Genomic DNA, 20,684 nt, shown 5'->3' on the forward strand with positions numbered 1-20,684 from the left:
TGCTGTTCTTGTTTTTCTTATCTCATTTGTTTCATGTATGAACCGGCCAAAATCTGCTTCTGACAGTCAGCAGGCAGGACTGGAAAAAGTGTTATATATCCCGGAAAAGGTGTACGCCATACCGGATAGCAATGATTATGAAAACCCCGAAAGTGACTTCTGCTTTCAGCATATGGTTCAGTCTGAAAATGTTGCGATATTCTGGCATAAGGAATATGGTGATGATCCTATGGCTAATCAGGATACTACCCGGAGGTTTGATGCGCAGTTTGCCTTAAAAGAATGTGAGCGGTTTTACGATTACTATGTTAATGAGCTTAAAATGGTTGAGAAAGGCCATTCTGTAACGGACACCTTTAAATTGCTTGTATATGTTATCGGTGGCGATGGCGGAACAGCATTTGGTGGAGGCGAAGAGGATAAGATCGGTATATTATGGACACCGGCAGTCCGCATCAATAAGGCGCCTTACGGTGCACTGGCTCACGAAATGGGACATTGTTTCCAGTATCTTAGCCGGGCGGAATCAGGAAAAGGACCGCGGGGAGCCATCATGGAGATGTCTGCACAGTATATGTTGTGGCATGTTTATCCGGAATGGATGACCTTTGAAAACTACCATCTGAAGGATTTCATGAAAGGAACACATTATGCCTTTCTTCACCCGCAGAATATGTATCACTCACCGTATGTGCTGGAGTACTGGTCGGAAAAGCACGGGAAGGAATTTTTCGGCGAGCTGTGCCGGAACACAGAAAAGGGAGAAGATCCGGTGATGACCTATAAACGCTTGAATGAACTGACACAGGAACAGTTTAACGATGAAATATTTGATGCTTCACGACGCTTTATTACCTGGGATCTTCAGCGGGTGGAAAAGGTGGCCCATCAATATGCCAATCAGCACTTTACAAAACTGGTAGATGCCGGAGAGGGTTGGTTCAGGATCGATTCAGCCAACTGTCTGCAGAATTATGGTTATAACGGCATAAAGTTGAATGTGCCTGAGGCCGGAACAACGGTTGAACTGGTTTTTGAAGGCATGGCAGGAACCAGCGGTTACAGCAGCGTAAAACCGGAACTGGCCGGCTGGCGTTACGGATTTCTGGCTTCTCTGGAAAACGGGAAACGGGTTTACGGGGATATGGGCCAAACAGCTTCGGGTAAGCTGACGTTTAAGGTTCCCAAACATACAGAATATCTCTGGTTGGTGGTAAGCGGTGCACCAACAGAGCACTGGCCGCTACCCATGCGCTGGGGGCGTCAGAAGGATGAGACGCCGGATGCACAATGGCCTTACAAAATTAAACTGAATGGTACAGGTCCCGACAAAGGAATGATTTTGTAAGACATAAGACATAAGACATAAGACATAAGACATAAGACACAAGACATAAGACACAAGACACAAGACATAAGACATAAGACAAATAGGTTCACGCAGACCCGCTATTGCGGGACGCAGATTAAAACGCAGGGTTACACAGAAAAAACAAATAACTGATTTTGTAATTCTTTTTATCTGTTGTGCAATAAAATTTATTAATACGGATTCTAAAGAAAACTTCTGCGAAAATCAGCGTAAAACATCAGCTAAAATTTGCGGGAAATAAATGAGGTTCTCGCAGACCCGCTAATGCGGGACGCGGATTAAAACGCAGAGTGGCGCAGAAAAATAAAATGACTGATTTTGTAATTCTTTCTATCTGTTGCTGCAATAAATTTTATTAATACGGATTCTAAAGAAAACTTCTGCGAAAATCAGCGTAAAACATCTGCGAAAATCTGCGAGAAATGAAGCAGGTTCACGCAGACCCGCTATCGCATGACACAGATTAAAACGCAGAGTTATGCAGAAAAACCAAATGACTGATTTTGTAAATCTTTCTATATGTTGTTGTAATAAAATTAATTAATACGGATTCTAAAGAAAAATTTCTGCGAAAATCAGCGTAAAACATCAGCGAAAATTTGCGGGAAATAAAGTAGGTTCACGCAGAACCTCTAATGCGGGACACAGAAAAAACCAGGTGTCTGTTTATTTATTATGGCTCGCAAAAAGAAGTTGTGTTTGTGAGCTTAAATTCCTAATTTTATGCAAGTTGAATAAATGTTTTAAACCAATGAAAGAATATGTTCAGTTTCACAGTCGCAGAGCAGTAAAATGCATGGTTCTTCTGATATGGTGTATTAGTTTTGTATTATTCTCGTGTGAAGACAATCCCGTTGAAGATAAACCTGATTACAGGCTTCAGAATAAGTTTAACGCAGAATTTAATACTAAGATTCTTAATGATTTTTTTGTGTATTCTATTGCTTTTGATAAAACCGGGAACACATGGATAGGAACTTTTAAGCAGGGGATCATTAAATGCAATGCTACCGATACTATCCTTTTTAATGCCGCCAATTCAGGTATTCCTGATAGTATGGTCATTTATGATATTGAGGTTGACAGTAAAAATAATATATGGTTTGGTTGCAACGGGCTTCTGAAGTATGACGGGGCATCTTTTACATACTATACAAATGAAAATTCTCCGATTCCCGAAAATTTTGTTTATGATATTGAAATTGACTCTAAAGATAATATTTGGTTTTCCTCATCCAGGGCATATAAAGGTGGTCTGGTTAAATACGATGGTAAAAACTGGACAATTTTCACCCCGGATAATTCTCTGTTACCAGCCAATGCAGTTAATGGAATCGCAATAGACCATAACGATAACGTTTGGGTAGAACAGGGAGTATGGGATGTTTCCGGTAATTATCTCGTAAAAATTTCAGGAGATGACTGGTTGGTTTATTCCGATGAAGACTTCGGTTTTGAGCCTTATTTCATTTCGGATATTGATGTAAACAGTAAAAATGAGGTATATGCTGTTATAAGCTATATGCTTTCCAGCGGTAGTCATAAAGGTGATCCTAATTTATTTGTATTTAATGGAGATTCAACCATAGAAATTTGTTCTTCCGATGATCTTTCTCACATAAGATATATAACAATTGATAATTGTGACAATATCTGGTGTGCCGCTTCGGGGCGTTTTGTTGTAAAAAATGACAGCCTGATCAGAACTGGTTACTTGGATGATGAATCTGTTTTTGTTATTGAACAGGCACCGGATAGCAAAATATGGATTGGAACAGGACGTGGAATCCATATCAGTAATTGATTTACTATACAGAATTGGCTTATAAAGTTTAAGTATTCCCCTCTTTGCGCCGATGCAATCGGTGGAGAGAGGGGTGGTTTTATCTGGTCATACCGGATGTCTGAACCGGGGTGAGTCATGAAAAAGGCTCCCTTAGATAAATTCTTAATTCCCCATTCCTAATTCATAATTAATTCTATCCATCTCCTCCAAACTTCCTTCTGTACATCAGTGGCGTTAATCCTGTTATCTGTTTAAACTTGCGGTTAAAGTATGAGATGTTATTAAAGCCACTTTCCAGGGCAATGTTCCCAAAGGAATCATGACTGCCGGAGATCATTCGACCGGCATACTCCACGCGGATCTCATTCAGAAAATTTGAAAAGGTTTTTCCGGTACGGTTTTTAAAATAGCGGCAAAAGGCATTGGGTGTCATGTTGGCTATGGAGGAGATCTTATCCAGGGAGATCTCCTGCGTGAAGTTCCCCGACAGATAATTAAAAACCACATTGATGCGTTCGTGATCACTGTCGCGGGAAGGAACATCAAAACGGACAGATGATAAAATTTCCAGGTGGTCAGACTGAGCCAACAGATCCAGAATTTCCATTAAAGCCTGAAACCGTTGAAACCCGTTCATGTCCTTTGTGGTAAAAATCAGTTGCGCCACCTTATCCCTGTCATCTCCTAAAAGTTTTACACCCATTGAGGCGATATCCAGCAGCCGCTTAATGTGCGCCATCTCCGGAATTTCAAAAAACTGCTGACCAAAAGTTTCGTCCTTTAAAAAGATGGATATGCCGAAGGAAGTCTTTCCGTTTGTTCCTTCGTAGTAGGCTTTATCCGATTTAAAAACATGAGGTACATTTTTTCCGATAAAGTACACATCTCCGGCAGTGAAACGTTCCACATGGTTCCCGATAAAGCAGGTGCCTTCACCTTTTACAATATAAGTAATCTGGTGTTCAGGGTGATAGTGAATTGTATCATAAAAATAAGGTTGCTTATCCAGTTGCACTCTGAATGAATTTGTGCTTGTTTTTGGAATGATAAACCGGACTGCTTTCATGACCTTAATTACCTTTAATAATTGATGTAATACAAAAATAGGATAAAATAGTTCAAAAACAGGGTAATAATTATCAATTTTCATCTTTAATCCCTTCGTAATTTTGAACCAGAATAAATAACAAAAATTCTTTTCGATATGAAACCAACATGGACCGGTGTATATCCGGCAATTACAACCAAGTTTAAAGAGAACGGAGAGCTGGATATCCCGGCATTTCTTAAAAACATCGATTATCAGGTAGAATCCGGAGTTTCCGGCATTATCGTGGGCGGTTCACTGGGTGAATCCAGCACCTTAAGTGCAGTGGAAAAACTGAAACTTGTAGAGGTCCTGCAGCCTTATCGTAAGAAAGTACCGGTTATTATGAATATTGCCGAGTCAAGTACAGTCAGGGCCATAGAAGCTGCCAGACTTGCTGAAGAGGGCGGAGCAGACGGATTGATGTTGCTTCCTCCGCTTTTATACAAGGCTGATGCAGAGGAAACCGTGGCTTATTTCAGGGAAGTGGCTGAATCCACATCGCTCCCCATCCTTTTATACAATAATCCGGTGGATTATAAAATTGAGATAACCATTCCGATGTTTGAACAGTTGAAAGATGTTCCGAATATAGAAGCCGTAAAGGAGTCAACACGCGATGTGACCAATGTGGTTCGCATGCGCAACGCCTTCGGTTCACGCTTTAAAATTATGGGTGGTGTAGATACGCTGTGCCTGGAAACATTAATGCTGGGAGCTGATGGCCTGGTGGCCGGTTTGGTCTGTGCCTTTCCCAGGGAAACAGTTGTTTTATTCGAACTGGCAAAAGCCGGTAAGTTTAATGAAGCAGTCAAATTGTACCATTGGTTTATGCCGCTTCTGGAGTTGGATATTCATCCTAAACTGGTTCAGTATATTAAACTGGCTGAAGTTTATACCGGTATCGGAACCGAATACGTAAGACCACCACGCCAGATGATCTCCGGTTCTGAGCGGGAAAAGATTGTTGGAATTATTGAACAGGCACTGAAAAACAAACCAAAATTTTAAGATGCAGACATTAAAAGATAACATAAATTCAAAACTTGAAAAGGCGACAGCAGCATTTCCGGTATACCGTGCGTTGTCGGGAAGACAAAGGGCTGTTTTTTTGAGGTCAGTAAGTGACGAAATTAATAATCTGGGAGATGAACTTGTTGAGACAGTGATGCAGGAATCCTTTCTTCCGGAAGGTCGTGTCCGTGGTGAGATGGGCCGAACGACCGGACAACTGAATAAGTTTGCTGATCTGCTTGATGAAGGCTCATGGCTTGAAGCTACAATTGACGTAGGTGATCCGAAGCGTGAACCACTTCCTAAACCGGATCTCCGGAAAATGATGGTTCCACTCGGTCCCGTCGTGGTTTTTGGTGCCGGCAACTTTCCTTTGGCTTTTTCTGTGGCCGGAGGTGATACCGCATCGGCCCTGGCCGGTGGAAATCCTGTTGTGGTAAAGGGCCATCCGGCGCATCCCCGTACAGGCGAACTGGTGGCCGGAGCCATTAGCACAGCAGTTGAGAAAGCCGGATTACCTGAAGGGGTGTTTGGTTTTATTCAGGATGCGTCCTATGAGTCGGGACAGTTGCTGGTGCAACATCCCATGACCAAAGCGGTTGGTTTTACCGGTTCACAAAAAGGGGGAAGAGCTTTGTATAATCTGGCTGCACAGCGCGATGAACCCATTCCTGTATTTGCAGAGATGGGGAGTGTGAATCCAGTGGTCATCCTTAAAGAAGCATTAAAGCATAACTATGAAACCATAGCAGCTAAGCTTGTAGCTTCAGTGAATCAGAATGCGGGTCAGTTTTGTACCAATCCGGGGTTGATTATTACAACACGCACTGACGGATTCAATGCCTTTTTAGAGCAGGTTTCATCACAGGTGAAGACTGCCTCGGGCGCAAAAATGTTCAGCGACAGTGTATTACGGAATTACAGGCTCAATGCAGATAAAATGTTTACACACTCTGAGGTAAAACTGATAGAGCGTGGTGCAGATGAGGCGGATCAGGATGTGGTAATGCCTGTACTGGCGATGGTCAGTGGTTCTGATTTTATGGCTAAGCCAACGCTGCATGAAGAAGTCTTTGGGCCGTTCAGTCTGATTGTGGCCTGTGATACTGACGCACAGTTTTCAGAAGTGCTACAGTCACTTGAAGGCCAGCTTACAGCAACGGTCCATGCGACGAATGAAGAGCTTGTTCAACGGAAGGATGTGGTGGAAGTCTTGTTGCAAAAGTGCGGCAGACTGTTGCTGAACGGTGTTCCTACCGGAGTTGAGGTCTGTGCAGCGATGCAGCATGGCGGACCTTATCCGGCCAGTACGGATGCCCGTTTTACTTCGGTTGGCGTATCGGCTGTTAAGCGCTTCGTCCGCCCTGTCAGTTACCAGGATTTTCCGGATGCATTGCTGCCGGATGAACTGAAAAACGGCAATCCGCTGAATATCATGCGGGTAGTGAACAATATTTGGACAAAAGATAAAATATAACTCTCTCTGTAAAAAGGTTAAAAGCCTCCCCTTTAGGGGAGGTTGGAGGGGTAAAATTATTAATTTCAATTTATGGCAAGGCGTACATTTTTCTGTATTGACGGGCACACATGCGGTAATCCGGTGCGTGTGGTAGCCGGTGGAGGACCTAACCTGAAAGGCAGGTCCATTTTTGAGAAGCGGGAGCATTTTATGCAGGAATACGACTGGATCAGAACCGGGCTTATGTTTGAACCAAGGGGGCACGAGCAGATGTCAGGCAGTTTTATTTTTCCGCCTGAGAATCCGCAAAACGATGCCGGGATTCTGTTTATTGAAACCAGTGGGTGCCTGCCTATGTGTGGACATGGAACCATAGGAACCGTGACCATTGCCATTGAGGAGGGCCTGATTACTCCTCAAACGCCCGGAAAACTGCGTTTGGAAACCCCTGCAGGTCTTGTTTTGGCCCATTATAAGCAGAATGAAAAAGGGAAGGTTACATCTGTTAAGATTGTAAATATCCCTTCGTTTTTATATAAAGCAGGCCTTAAGGTCGTGAGTCCGCATTTGGGAGAACTGACTGTGGATGTGGCGTACGGAGGAAATTTTTATGCCATTGTGGATGAACAGCCCAATTACTCAGGGATGCAGAATTTTACGGCAGATGAGCTGATCACGTTCAGCCGCGATATCCGTAAACGGCTGAATGAGCTCTATACCTTTGTTCATCCTCAAAATGAGAAAATTTCGGGTCTGAGCCATGTATTGTGGACCGGCGATACTATGAGTAAGGAAGCCGATGCACGCAATGCCGTATTTTATGGTGAAAAGGCCATTGATCGCTGTCCCTGCGGAACCGGAACTTCTGCCCGGATGGCACAGTGGTTTTCAAAAGGAAAACTGGATGTTGGTTCAACATTTTTACATGAAAGTATCATTGGCAGTCAGTTTACAGGCCGGGTAGAGGAACATGTGAAAATAGTTGAGTTCGATGCCATCGTGCCATCAATAGAAGGCTGGGCCATGGTTACCGGATATAACCATATAATTATTGATGATGACGATCCGTATGCACACGGTTTTCGTGTGGCAGGTAAACTGTAAGTGTATATGAAGAAGAAAGTAATTATAATCGGGGCAGGTACAGTGGGTTTGCACTGCGCCTTTTTCCTGAGTCAGGCAGGATTTGAAGTTGAGGTCATTGATGACCGGGCGAAAGATGATTATTCAAACTGCTCATTCGGCAACTGTGGTTATATTACGCCCAGTCATTTTGTTCCACTGGCATCACCATCCATGTTGCAGGCGGGACTGAAAATGTTGTTCGATCCAACCGGCCCTGTTTACTTTCCCCTATCGAAGAATATTAAAAAACTGCCCTGGTTCATGAAATTTGTCCGGTCCGCTAACTCAAAGCAGGTCAGAGAAGTTGCACCCACATTATATAAGTTAAACGAACAGAGCAGAAAACTCTATGAATTGTTGACCTTAAAATATGAGGCACAATCAGATCTTGTTGAAAATGGCTTATTGATGGCTTCAGTCAGCGAGGAAGGCTTTAAGGAGGAGATCGAACTGACGGAGATGGCTGGTTTGCTGGGCATTGAAACCAAAATTTACAGGTCGGGTGAATTAAAGGAAATTGAACCGGACCTTGAGTTTAATATTGCCGGTGCCGTTTTATACAAAAGTGATGCCCACATTCATCCGCAAAAGCATATGATCTGGCTAAGAAACCGGCTGATTGAAGATGGTGTAGGCATCAGAGACGGTATTCAGATCGATCGTATTCTTACTTCAAAAGGCCGGATTGAATCCATATTGGCAAAAGATAAAGTGTTCAGAGCTGATGAATATGTGATAGCTGCCGGCGCCAAATCATCTGATCTGGCAAAGATGGCCGGGATAAGACTCCCGGTCATTGCAGGGAAAGGATACAGTACGGACTTCGTCGATTCCGCAGTTAAACTGCATACACCTGTGATTCTGACCGAAGCGCGGGTTGCTTTAACACCGCTTAAAGATGGTTTGCGTCTGGGAAGCGGAATGGAGTTTAGTGGTGAGACCGGACATGTAAGATTAAGAAGAGTGCAGGCGATGCTGGACAGGACGCATCATGCCATCCCTTCCATTCCTTCTGCCGAAGCAGAAAAACTGAATATATGGGAGGGATTAAGACCTTTAAGTCCTGATGGTGTACCGTTTATCGGAAGAACCCAAAAGCTACATAACCTGCTTTTTGCCACCGGGCATGCCATGATGGGCATGAGTCTTGGGCCGGTAACAGGGCAAATAATCAGCGATGTGATTGCTGGAAACAAAACGGATTTTAATATGAATCAACTGCATCCCGACAGGTTTTCTTAATCAATTAATAATGAGAAGTGAAGCATGCGTAATTGTTTTTCATTGCCGAATACTGCTGTACTTCAAAACACAATATACCTGAATCTTTTCTTAACTATCACGACTTACGATTCACTTTTGACGACTCACGATTCCCGATTTAAGATCCTCTTGTATCTTTCATGATGGAAAAGGTTAATTTGTTGACATTCAGTATTAAATGTTGTAAATTGTAATGCTGATTATAGTTGGTCTAACCTCAAAATCCCCATGATATGAAACGGCTGATTATCCTTCCTCTTCTGTGTGTTATATCCCTTTATTTAGTCGCTCAAACTGGTTGGTTTTGGCAAAATCCCTTACCACAGGGAAACAGCCTGCACGCTGTTTCAATGAGTGGATCACATTGGGCCGTCGGTGCTGGTGGAACTGTCATTCATCATGTTATGCCGGGTGACTATTGGGAAGTGGTTGATATCGGTACAACAGAAAATCTGAACGATGTATATGTCAATTCCATTGACGGTCATGGTTGGATTGTTGGTGATAACGGGACTGTCTTTTTTACAAATGATAAAGGTCAAATCTGGATTCGGCAGAGAAGTGGTGTTACAGAAAATTTGAATTCTGTGTCTGCACATTCGCAGGCTTGTGTATGGGCCTGTGGGAATAAAGGAACTGTTATAAAATCCACTTATGACGGAGAAACGGAATGGAAAAATGTTAGTCCACCTCACAGGGTTAACTTTAACCAAATCAATGCTTACCATTGTAACGAAGCCTGGTTGGTTGGGGATCAGGGCGTTTTAATTTATACCACAAACGGGGGACAGCTGTGGACAAATGGTTTTGCAGGAACTTCATGGGATCTGACGGGCATAGATATGTCAGAAACATCTGTTTCCTATCTGTGTGGCCATTCAGGCACAATCTTAAGCAAAGAATGGGATGTAACAAGCTGGACGAACGAAAATGAATCTTTGGCCTTCAGATTATACAGTATTGTTAAGCAACTCGGGGAACCGGGTTATGCTGTAGGTGATTACGGAACTATTTTAAAAGGTACCGATGGGGTGTGGGAACCAATGGAATCTGAAGTTCCCTACAGCCTGTGGGATGTTGATAAGATTTCCCTTGAGGATTACACCTATCAGATTGTTGGGGATCATGGTATCATGTTGAAAAATGATGGCTGGAACAGTGAATTTTCTATTGTTAATGATTTGTGCTGGAACTTTGTACAGGCCATACAGTTTGTAAATAAGGATACAGGATGGGCCGTAACCAGTGATTACCAGTGGGACACAAGGAAGGATGGTACTATCCTGCATACTACCGATGGCGGTCAAACCTGGACCATACAAAAGGAAGTGGAGAACTCTTTCAATGATGTGTTCTTTATTAATGAGAATGAGGGATGGGCCGTTGGCAGATATGGAATGATTTTACACACCACCAGTGGCGGGCAATACTGGACGACACAAACAAGTCCCATTAAAGGACTGATAACTTCCGTTTATTTTGTGGATGAAGACAACGGCTGGATCGTGAGTCGCGACAATTGGGGTGAAGTAGCCCATACAACTAATGGTGGTAATACCTGGGTTGCACAGACCAATCCTTCCAGAAACCCGATGCATGATGTGTTTTTTATTGATGAAAATAAAGGTTGGGCCGCAGGATTGGATTCTTCTGTGATTCGAACCACAAATGGTGGTGAAACCTGGCAGTGGTATGATGTCAATGTATCTCAGGGATTTCGTTTTGCATCGGTATTTTTTATTGATGATATGCATGGATGGATGGCAGGTGTATTGGGGGTTATCATGCGAACAACGGACGGAGGTGAAACATGGCAGGAAGTTGAGAGCGGTGTGGATAAATCATTCAACGATATCTTTTTCATTGATCCGAACCAGGGATGGGTGGTTGGTGATCAGGGGATGATTCTACACTCAATGGATGGAGGACAATCCTGGCATAAACAGATCACCGGTGTTGCTTCTAATCTTTTGAGTGCCGTATTTTTTCTTGATGAAAACATGGGTTGGGTTGGAGGAGAAGCAGGAACCATACTGAAAACCACTAATGGTGGATTTAAGCATCCGTCAGGAACGTTCCTGGAAAATGGATTAGGGCTCATGATACGTGATAATGAAGAAACAACAAGTACTATTAATTTAGATGTTGTGGGGACAATAATGAAAAATGAAAATGTATCGAAGCTTAATAATTCCAGCGAAGAATATAAAATAACAGGTTTGGAACTGATGCTTGATACAATTATCCATTCAAGAGTGAGTGATCTTGAAATATACTTATCACATGCTAATGTTAAAGTTCTGGTTGTTTACCATGTGACAGATCAGGGCGAGAATTTCATATGGACACAACTTTCAGATTCAGAAACAGGTATTATTACTGATGGAAAAGCACCATTTTACGGAAATTTCAAGCCATATAATACCTTATCTGCCTTTAACGGCATGGATCCAAATGGGGAATGGACATTGACTGTGTATGATAGCGAACCCGGTAATCAGGGGACCCTTAAAGCCTGGGGCATAAGGCCCTTATATGAAAAAACAGTTTCAAATAAAATTGATGATACTTACCTGGCATCACACAGTGTGCAATTATTTCAAAATGTACCTAATCCATTTTCTGATCGGACCAGAATAGAATGGGTAAGCCAAATTTCCGGCCATACTACGTTAGAAGTTTTCAACATTAAAGGACAAAAGACTATGACTTTGCTAGACCAGCAAATGTCACCGGGAACATATGCAGTTGAAATGGATGGTTCAGAATTAAGCCCGGGGGTTTATTTTTACCGTCTAAAAGTTGGAGAGCACAGCCTGCTAAGAAAATTGATCCTTATAAATAAAGAACTTTAAGAATAAAATTGTGATATTAAAAGTGGTGTCTGTTTGTAACTCTTTACAGCAGACACCACTATAGGGCAACTTAATTGATAGTAATTGTATAACGAGTCGTTTAACCCAAACTATTGAAAGTTTTATGGATTAATATAAAAAAGTCCCCCTTGGAGGGTTGATCCGGTTGTTGACAGGTTAATTTTTGAATCTTATATGATTTGTAATCAAAACTTCTGATGCAGTTCGTTTTGTAATATAATATTTCGCTCAATTTCTTTTTCATGCGTATTTGGTCAAGCTAATTATATCCGCAAGTGAAAAATAAAACTGGTGAGATAAATCTTGGAGATGTACAAAGTGAGTGTTTAGCTAATGTTTTCAAAATTAATATTTTAAAGCGTAAGTTATCATTAAATGTATGTTATTTTATTATTTGATTTAGATTAAATAATAATAAAAAAAGTAGGGTGATTTAAAAATTCAACGGTAATATATATAAGTATAGTCTGGAATAACGTTGTCATTATATAGTAATTTAATACTGAGAATATCGCTGTATTAGCTAGTTTTTTTAAATTACATGAGAGTTTAGGATGAATGTAGTTAAATTACTTTGTAGTATCGTCTTTCTAATTTTCGGGGATTTTACAGCGGAATATACTGCGGATAATTTTGATATTTATGGACGCAGGTTTCAGACCGAAAATATAAAGGAAAGTAAACAGGTTCTGTTTACCCAAAATACTTATTTCCTGACAGGAAATAATATAGCAGAAAATATGGATCCGAATATGGTGATTGAATTGACTGCTGAGAGTAAAAAGAACAGGAGTATTATTATTATACAAAGATGGTTGGTGATTTTTCTGAGTGTTTTCGCAATTTGGCTGATATATCTTCTTAGAACCAATCTGAAAGGTAAAAAGAAAATTCGGGGCCTGAATAGTGATCTTGCTCAGTACAATAAAAAGCTGGAGGATCTGAACAGAAATAAGGATAAGTACCTTTCTATAATCTCTCACGATTTAAAAGCACCACTGGGAAGTATTAAGGAATTGCTTCAGGTGTATATTGATGAAGATGATTTACCGGATAAGGAGCAGCTGAAAGTATTATATGCTGAGGTGGACCATATAAATGCTTTAATGGAAGATCTCTTAAACTGGTCAAAAATTCAGTTTGAGAAGCAGAAGATTTATTTTGAGGTTTTCAAATTGAACGACATCGTGAATAAGGTTTTAAATGCACTGCTGATTATAGTGCATAAAAAGAGGATTACACTGGATGTATCAATTGATCCGGAAATAACTGTTTATGCCGATCGGAATATGGTTAAAATGGTTATGCGTAATTTAATATCCAATGCACTTAAATTTACACGATCGGACGGACTTGTAAATGTTACAGCAGTCAAAACTGAACATAATAAGATCCTGATAAAAGTAACAGATACAGGTGTTGGGATTGCCTCCAGCAGACTGGAGACTATTTTTGATCCGGCAAAGGTCATCTCAACGCCAGGAACAGAAAACGAGATTGGAACAGGACTGGGTTTGGTTCTTTGTAAAGAATTTGTGCAGTTAAATAACGGTTCAATACACATTGACAGCGTACAGGGAAAAGGAACAAAGGTAACCGTTACGTTAAACGGTGATCAGTCGAACATATAATTTAGTTCGTCCAGAAGGATCGCGAAAAGAGCGACAGAATGGTATAAATTTCCAAACGACCAACAATCATCAAAAAGGTGAGTACCAGTTTAGCAGCCTCCGGTAAATGAGCGAAATTACTTACAGGGCCAACCGTACCTAAACCTGGTCCGATACCTGCCATACATGTAGCAACTGCACTCACAGAAGTTCTGTCATCCAGCCCAAGGGCTATCATGGTTAAACTGCCGGCCACAAATACCATAAGATACACCGTAACAAAAGTGAGAATGGAGTTATTTGTTTCTTCAGTTAACGGCGTTTTGTTCAGCTTAACGGGGATTACGGCATTGGTTGATAAAAGCTGCCTGAATACCCGCTTGATATTACGGAACACAATTAAGTGGCGAACCATCTTAATTCCACCTGCTGTTGATCCTGTGCTACCTCCCAGAAACATAGCAAAGAATATCAAAACCCATGCAAATACAGGCCATGTAAGGTAGTCAGCTGATGCAAAACCGGTGCATGTAACAATTGAAATAACCTGAAAGAATGCTGCCCTGAATGATTCTTCCAACGGCAAATGCATTTTAAAATAAAGAGATATCGTTACCAGTAGTCCTACAATCAATACGACTAGCAGATAGAACTTTAACTCATCATTATTGGCTATGCGTTTAAATTTTCCTTTAACAATAAAGTAATGAACCACAAAATTGGTTCCCGCCAGCAGCATGAAAACCATAATAACATACTGTATATAAGGAGAGTATTCGGCTATACTGGTGTTCTTAGGTGAAAATCCTCCTGTGGCAACCGTTCCAAATGCATGGCACACACTGTCAAAAAGCGGCATGTGTCCGAACAGGAGAAAAATTACTTCTGCAAAGGTTAGAAACAAGTAAATGTAAAGCAGGCGTAACCCTACCGATTTAATCTTTGGCTGTATTTTTTCCTGTAACGAAGATTCCAGGGTAAATAGATGGTAACCACCGAGATGAAGTGTTGGCATAACTACAATTACCAGCACAATGATACCAATACCGCCAATCCAGTGCGTCAGGCTGCGCCAGAAAAGAATGGATTTTGGAAGTGCTTCTATATCTGTCAAAATTGATGATCCGGTGGTTGTGAAGCCTGAAACGGATTCAAAGAATGCATTTACAAAATTTGGGATCGAACCTGAAATGATGTAGGGCAAACAACCGAAAAAGGCAATGATAAGCCATGATAAGGTTACGGTTACATATGCTTCCCTTTTACTAACGTTAATATCTGAACCGGTTCGTCTGGAAATTAAAAAGAAGATTAATCCAGGTGTAAAAGCAATTAAAAAAGTATATAAAAACGGCAGGACATCTTCATGGTAATGGAGAGCAACGCCAACACAGCTAAGCATTGCACCAGCTATTATTAATAAATTCCTGCTTAAAACCTTTAATACTATCCTTGAGTTTACTTTACTCATAATTCTGTCACAAATTATCTTTCTTCGTTTAAGAAAGATCTCTTTCGTAGTACCCGAAATATAAGGTGTTGCAAAGTTAGTTCTATTTTATTTTTATAGACGTTTTTGTATAGAAAGTTTAGTTAAAAACTTTTCCATTAAATCACTAAAGGAAAATATATGGCTAACTGTTGTTTTGGTTAATGTTTTTATAATCAAATAATTATGTTCATTTTGACTATGTGTTGTGCGAAGTTGCTTATACGCACATTCTGAGTATTTTTGTACCGAGTATTTTCTCATTAACTTTTACTATAATGCAGATTCCTGTAAAAATATCCACACACAATTTTAAAGCGTTTATCTGGCATGCCGCATTTCTGGCTTTGGCACAAAGTTTTATGGATGTAGACACCGTTATTCCTGCCATGCTGGTTGAAGCGGGTGGAAATGCTTTTCATATCGGTTTAATGACAGCTATCTTAATGGGAGGCTCAAGTTTTACACAACTGTTTTTTGCGCCATTTATCAGTAACCGACCGTATAAAAAAGGAATTCTTCTTATAGGCATAAATGCCAGGGTTCTGGCTTTAATAAGTCTCGGACTGATCCTGTTTTACCTCTCAGGTCAGCATTCCGGCATTATACTGTATCTGATATTTGCACTGATATCTTTGTTTGCTCTGGGCGGCGCATTTGCAAATATTGCTTATGTGGACATCGTCGGGAAATCGATAAATGCCGAAAAACGCAAGAGGTTTTTTTCTTTGAGGCAGATTATTATAGGTGTAGCGGTATTAGTTTCTGCTTTTGCAGCAAAACAGATTATTACTTCCAGGGCCTTCCCGGTTAATTATGCGTATACGTTTTTAATTGGTGGAGTACTCCTGTTAACGGCATCCGGAGGATTCTGGAGCATAAAAGAACACGTCAGTTCGCATATGAAGATCAGTAGCTTAACCGATTTCTTCAGGGTGATGAAAACTGAGATAAAGCAGAATGAAAAGCTGATATATTTTCTGGGCTTTATTAATACACAGGGAATAGCCATATCCTTTTTGCCATTTGTTGTATTGTATGCCAAAACTATGTTTAATGCTGACAGTGCAGATACCGGAAATTTCCTTTTTAATAAGATTATCGGTGTTGTTCTGGTGAGTGTTTTTGTGCTGATATTTTCGGGAAAAGTAAAATACAAGTACATGCTGATCACTAATGTGATCCTGTCCGTTTTGCTGGCTTCGCTTGTCTTGTTTATAAATGACCTCGTTGCAATCCGGTATCTTTTTATCATCGGAGGAATCATTTTTTCGCTCTACAATATAAGTATGAATGGTGTGCTGCTGGAAGTGTCAGGAAATGAAAATAGGGCTTTATATGCAGGTTTTGCAGGAGCCGGAAATATATTGCCGGCTGTTTTTCCGTTGCTTGGCGGTTGGTTGATCCAGAAAATGGGATTCGCTACTTTCTTTGGATTGTTCATTGTTATCGTAATCAGCTCACTGTACTTTATCCGAAAGATGAATTGTCAAAAGTGATTTGTTTGTTATCTTTATCTCTCAGAAACAAAATGCAAATGATATGAAAAATTGCCCCAATTGTAACGCTGAACTGGAAGATAATTTTAACCTGTGCTGGAACTGCAATTACAGTCTGACCGATGAGGAAATAATACCGGAGGAAGAATTTGATGAAGGTCACAGGAACCTTAATTGCCTGCGCTGTGATGTTAAAATGAAATATTCCGGTGTTTATAAATTTCACGAAGGATTTAATACCGGAGTCCTTGGGGGTTTGTTTGAACTTTTAGTTAACAAGGAAAGTTTTGAACTTTATCTGTGTCCGAAGTGCGGAAAGGTTGAATTCTTCAGTCCGTTAATATGAAGCCTGACAAACAACAAAAGATTCTTTTAAGGCAGGATTATACTGTTGATTTGTTGTTTTTATTTAGATGATTTTATGGGTAAAAACCATAAATTTTTAAGTGAAATATATCTTTTCTGGTAATAATTTATATTTTTAAAACATAGAGAACGTCAATTACCTAAGAAAGCTCATTATTGTTCGCAAAACAAACAACATTCTTTAAATGAAAGTTATAGAGATAATTAACAATACTAAACAATTTTATCAAAAGAAAAAATTGGGTATAATTCTGTATCCAGTTGTCTGTATTTTTAATACGAGTACTAAGTTAATGTCTTCAAAGTTTAAGATAAAATTGAGTTATTTTATGAATTTTGGTAGTTTTCCTGATTTAAAAAATCCCAAGACGCTTAATGAAAAAATTAATTGGCTTAAACTTAATGATCGAACACCTTTACATACAATTTGTGCAGATAAGTATAAAATGAGAAATTATGTTCGAAAGAAAATTGGCGAAGAATATTTAGTTCCAATAGTATTTACGACAAAGCGCATTGAAGATATAAATGAATCAGCAATACCTGATTTCCCTGTAATTATTAAAACTAATCATGATAGTGGGGGTGGTTATATTATTAAAGATAAGTCGAAGGTTAACTGGAAAGAATTGCATAATATTTTAAAGAAACGCTTAAAAATAAATTACTATAATAAATCAAATGAATGGCAATACAAAAATATTGAGCGCAGAATAATAGTTGAAAAGCTTTTGACAAATGATAAAGGTGGGTTACCGTTCGATTATAAAATACTTTGTTTTAATGGGAAATACAATGTTGCTCATGTCCATATAGATAGGGGAACATCAAACTATAAACGAAATTTTTATATAAAGGACTGGGAAAAGGCACCCTTTTTATGGCCATCAGTACATGATGGCCATAAAATAGGATTTCCAACTGATTATGAGCTTCCTAAACCTGCTCAGTTTGAAAGAATGATTGAACTCTCTGAAATTCTGGCAGCACCGTTTCTTTGTGCAAGAATAGATTGGTACATTGTTGAGGGTAAATTATATATGGGTGAAATTACATTTCATCAGGATGGAGGACTATGTCCCATATATCCACCGGAGTGGGATTTAATGCTTGGGCAAAAACTTGATTTGCATATTAAAGGAAATGTATTTGAATTCAAACAAGTAAGCTCTGAAATAGAAATAGGTGGTTTGTAAATAGTTGTTGCATAAGAATAAAATTTTAGGGATTAGTTTTTAAGGCAGCTACTTCCCGATACAGAAATGCGCAAATATATAGCCCAGCATATCGTCAGTTGAGATTTGTCCGGTTATTTCACCTAAGTAATGCATGCATTCCCTTATGTCCTGTGCAAGAAAGTCGCCTGAAATGCCTGAATCCAAACCGTCTTCTACGCGTTTAATAGCCTTAAGCGATTTTTTCAGAATTTCGTAATGGCGCAGGTTGGTTACTATTAATTCGTTAGAGTCAATTTTTTCAAGGGAGACCGTTTCCAGCAAAAGCTTTTCCAGTTTATCGATATTGGTTTTATACTTGGCAGATATAAGTACAATTTCCTCATTATCAATTAATCGCAGGTCATGCGTCAGGGACCGCATCTCTTCTGAAGAAACAGCATCAATTTTATTTCCTATAATGATCAGCCGCTGATGTGTAATCTTTTCGCGCACCTTATGCAGCATTTCTTCAATGCGGGACAGTCTTTGTCGTGAATCGATGAGTAACAGTACTATCTGAGCTTGTTCCAGTTTCCTGAATGTTCTTTCTATTCCCAGATTTTCAATGGTGTCTTCCGTATGACGTATGCCGGCTGTATCTATAAACCTGAACTGCACACCTTTTATATTTGCCAAATCTTCAATCACATCTCTGGTAGTGCCATGAATTTCAGAAACGATGGCTTTTTCTTCGTTCAGAATAGTGTTCAGAAGTGTCGATTTCCCAACATTAGTTTCACCAACAATGGCAACCGGAATACCGTTTTTAATGGCATTTCCTAGCTGAAAACTGTCAGCAAGGCCTTGGATGTGGTTCCTGATGACTTCGGCCAGGTTTCTTAATTCTGTCCGATCTGCAAATTCAACATCTTCCTCTGCAAAATCAAGTTCAAGTTCCACCAATGAACCAAACTTGAGTAATTCGTTTCTCAGTTTGGTCAACTCCTCTGCAAATCCACCTCGCATCTGATGCATCGCCAGCTTATGTGCAGCTCTTGAGGATGAAGCAATAAGATCGGCTACTGCTTCTGCCTGCGAAAGGTCCATTTTCCCATTCATGAACGCCCGCTGCGTGAATTCTCCGGGATGAGCCATTTCGGCTCCGTTCTTCAGGAGTAATTCAAGAATTTGTTGCTGTATATAAAGTGACCCGTGACAGGAAATTTCAATGCTGTCTTCTCCGGTATATGACGTAGGACTTTTAAACACAGATACAAGTACCTCGTCAATAATAACTCCCTTTTCTGTAATGATATCACCAAAATGAATGGTTGCATGTTTTTGATCCGATACAGATTTCCCCGAAGCACTTTTAAATATTTTATCTGTGATTAAAAAAGCTTCTTTCCCCGAAATTCTAATGGTTGCAATGGCTCCGCTGCCATGAGCAGTGGCTATAGCACATATGGTGGCGTCAAACAGCTGCATCTTCCTTTTTTTACAAAAATAATCATTCTCAACCGTAATGTAATAATCTTTATTTGTTGGATTAGAAAGCCGGATTAAAGCTTGTTTTGAGTTTAATTTATAGTTAATTGTCTGATGCGGAAACACTTGTATTCATTCTTTTGATTTCAAAATGTTAATATATTCTGTTTTGTTTTTGTATTTAACAAAATATTAATCATATATAAGGCTTAATGTTAACATTTAATGAAGGGTTATGATTAATTGTTAAGTGGATAAATATTTTTTTAGTCTGCGAAATATATTTTGAAATATGTGATATTTAATTTATTTATCAATAAATGAGTGTGTTATGATTTTATTGTGTATTTAATATTGTGTTATTGTAAATAAAAAATACATTATAAGTTAATAAAACGTTAAAAATATTTTGAAATAAATAAAATATAACATATCTTTGACTTGAAATAATTATTAATCCACCACTCAGAGATGAAAAATGATATTAAAATATACCCGGCGATTGCAAGAGCTAACGAAAAGTTATCTTTGGCAGGGAATATTAAATATTTGGTTCATAATATCGATGAATATGGTAATTTAACAAATTGTTTATCCGATGAGCCCAGTTCACATCTTCTGAATGTTAATAAACTGAGCGATGGAGTTTTTTTAGTGAATGTGACAAGTATGATGAGCGTTGTACGTGTAGAGAAACCAGATAAATCACAAAGCTATGAACGAAGACGTTAGTGTATATCCCACCACTACAAAGGGGGAGGTATCGATTTCATTATCAGGAAATATAAAATATATGGTTCACATATATGATATTACAGGGAGCCTTGTAAAGTCATTGAGTGATGTTTCGGGGTTTCAGCAACTGTATCTGAATAATCTGCATAGTGGATTATATATAGTAACCATAACCAGTATGATGGGGGTTAAAAAAGTTGTAAAGGTGATTAAAGAGTGATTAACGTAGAAAGGTTTTTAATTAGTGATTGAAAGGCTCTGCATTCGCAGGGCCTTTATTATTTTAAAGCGTTGTTGATCTTTTACATCGGTTCTCAGCTATGGGTAACAGGCTTTGGTTTTCATTTAAAGTCTTCTT

Annotated in this window: 16 protein-coding genes; 13 read left to right on the forward strand and 3 right to left on the reverse strand. The window is 39.6% G+C overall.

The window, feature by feature from the left end:
* Positions 1–37 precede the first annotated feature (37 nt).
* On the forward strand, positions 38–1,348 hold the full coding sequence (locus tag ACE01N_RS18830) for a DUF6055 domain-containing protein (RefSeq protein ID WP_380592320.1): 1,311 nt from the start codon (positions 38–40) through the stop codon (positions 1,346–1,348).
* Positions 1,349–2,123: 775 nt separating this feature from the next.
* Complete coding sequence (locus tag ACE01N_RS18835; protein WP_380592322.1) at positions 2,124–3,176, forward strand: two-component regulator propeller domain-containing protein; 1,053 nt, start codon at positions 2,124–2,126, stop codon at positions 3,174–3,176.
* Positions 3,177–3,351: 175 nt separating this feature from the next.
* Here ACE01N_RS18835 and ACE01N_RS18840 read toward each other — a convergent pair whose 3' ends face one another.
* Positions 3,352–4,308: an AraC family transcriptional regulator gene (locus tag ACE01N_RS18840; RefSeq protein WP_380592324.1), complete on the reverse strand. Its 957-nt coding sequence runs from the start codon at positions 4,306–4,308 to the stop codon at positions 3,352–3,354.
* A gap of 54 nt (positions 4,309–4,362) precedes the next feature.
* Between ACE01N_RS18840 and ACE01N_RS18845 the strand changes: the two genes are divergently transcribed.
* The 6 genes from ACE01N_RS18845 (at position 4,363) to ACE01N_RS18870 (ending at position 13,613) form a co-directional block, all read left to right on the forward strand.
* A complete protein-coding gene (locus ACE01N_RS18845) occupies positions 4,363–5,256 on the forward strand; it encodes a dihydrodipicolinate synthase family protein (RefSeq protein WP_380592326.1) in 894 nt (297 codons plus the stop codon).
* A gap of 1 nt (position 5,257) precedes the next feature.
* A complete protein-coding gene (locus tag ACE01N_RS18850; protein WP_380592328.1) occupies positions 5,258–6,736 on the forward strand; it encodes an aldehyde dehydrogenase (NADP(+)) in 1,479 nt (492 codons plus the stop codon).
* Between the two features lie 72 nt (positions 6,737–6,808).
* Complete coding sequence (locus tag ACE01N_RS18855; protein ID WP_380592330.1) at positions 6,809–7,822, forward strand: 4-hydroxyproline epimerase; 1,014 nt, start codon at positions 6,809–6,811, stop codon at positions 7,820–7,822.
* A gap of 6 nt (positions 7,823–7,828) precedes the next feature.
* Positions 7,829–9,085: an NAD(P)/FAD-dependent oxidoreductase gene (locus tag ACE01N_RS18860; RefSeq protein WP_380592332.1), complete on the forward strand. Its 1,257-nt coding sequence runs from the start codon at positions 7,829–7,831 to the stop codon at positions 9,083–9,085.
* Between the two features lie 254 nt (positions 9,086–9,339).
* Positions 9,340–11,961 (forward strand): YCF48-related protein, encoded by a 2,622-nt coding sequence (locus tag ACE01N_RS18865; protein WP_380592334.1) that lies wholly within the window; start codon positions 9,340–9,342, stop codon positions 11,959–11,961.
* A 575-nt stretch (positions 11,962–12,536) separates the two neighbouring features.
* Complete coding sequence (locus ACE01N_RS18870; RefSeq protein WP_380592335.1) at positions 12,537–13,613, forward strand: sensor histidine kinase; 1,077 nt, start codon at positions 12,537–12,539, stop codon at positions 13,611–13,613.
* Between the two features lies 1 nt (position 13,614).
* Here the strand turns inward: ACE01N_RS18870 and ACE01N_RS18875 are convergent, their stop codons facing one another.
* Positions 13,615–15,063, reverse strand: a complete 1,449-nt coding sequence (locus tag ACE01N_RS18875) for a TrkH family potassium uptake protein (RefSeq protein ID WP_380592337.1) — start codon at positions 15,061–15,063, stop codon at positions 13,615–13,617.
* Positions 15,064–15,359: 296 nt separating this feature from the next.
* On the opposite strand from ACE01N_RS18875, the gene ACE01N_RS18880 reads away from it, so the two are divergent.
* The 3 genes from ACE01N_RS18880 to ACE01N_RS18890 all read left to right on the forward strand — a co-directional run bounded on the left by ACE01N_RS18880 (position 15,360) and on the right by ACE01N_RS18890 (position 18,142).
* Positions 15,360–16,580 carry an MFS transporter gene (locus ACE01N_RS18880; protein ID WP_380592339.1) on the forward strand — a complete coding sequence of 407 codons (1,221 nt, stop codon included), beginning with the start codon at positions 15,360–15,362 and terminating at the stop codon, positions 16,578–16,580.
* Between the two features lie 43 nt (positions 16,581–16,623).
* A complete protein-coding gene (locus tag ACE01N_RS18885) occupies positions 16,624–16,926 on the forward strand; it encodes a hypothetical protein (protein ID WP_380592341.1) in 303 nt (100 codons plus the stop codon).
* Between the two features lie 349 nt (positions 16,927–17,275).
* On the forward strand, positions 17,276–18,142 hold the full coding sequence (locus tag ACE01N_RS18890; protein ID WP_380592343.1) for an ATP-grasp fold amidoligase family protein: 867 nt from the start codon (positions 17,276–17,278) through the stop codon (positions 18,140–18,142).
* 48 nt (positions 18,143–18,190) lie between these two features.
* Here the strand turns inward: ACE01N_RS18890 and mnmE are convergent, their stop codons facing one another.
* Positions 18,191–19,591, reverse strand: a complete 1,401-nt coding sequence (mnmE, locus tag ACE01N_RS18895) for a tRNA uridine-5-carboxymethylaminomethyl(34) synthesis GTPase MnmE (RefSeq protein WP_380592345.1) — start codon at positions 19,589–19,591, stop codon at positions 18,191–18,193.
* A gap of 471 nt (positions 19,592–20,062) precedes the next feature.
* Between mnmE and ACE01N_RS18900 the strand changes: the two genes are divergently transcribed.
* Positions 20,063–20,323, forward strand: a complete 261-nt coding sequence (locus ACE01N_RS18900; RefSeq protein ID WP_380592347.1) for a hypothetical protein — start codon at positions 20,063–20,065, stop codon at positions 20,321–20,323.
* The gene (locus tag ACE01N_RS18905; RefSeq protein WP_375726338.1) at positions 20,307–20,546 is read left to right on the forward strand and encodes a T9SS type A sorting domain-containing protein; all 240 of its coding nucleotides are present in this window, start codon (positions 20,307–20,309) and stop codon (positions 20,544–20,546) included. Before ACE01N_RS18900 ends, ACE01N_RS18905 begins: the two co-directional genes overlap by 17 nt.
* Positions 20,547–20,684 lie beyond the last annotated feature (138 nt).

The sequence above is a fragment of the Quyinboa ferrireducens genome, assembly GCF_042436675.1.
Taxonomy (GTDB): Bacteria; Bacteroidota; Bacteroidia; order Bacteroidales; family UBA5342; genus JBHJHP01.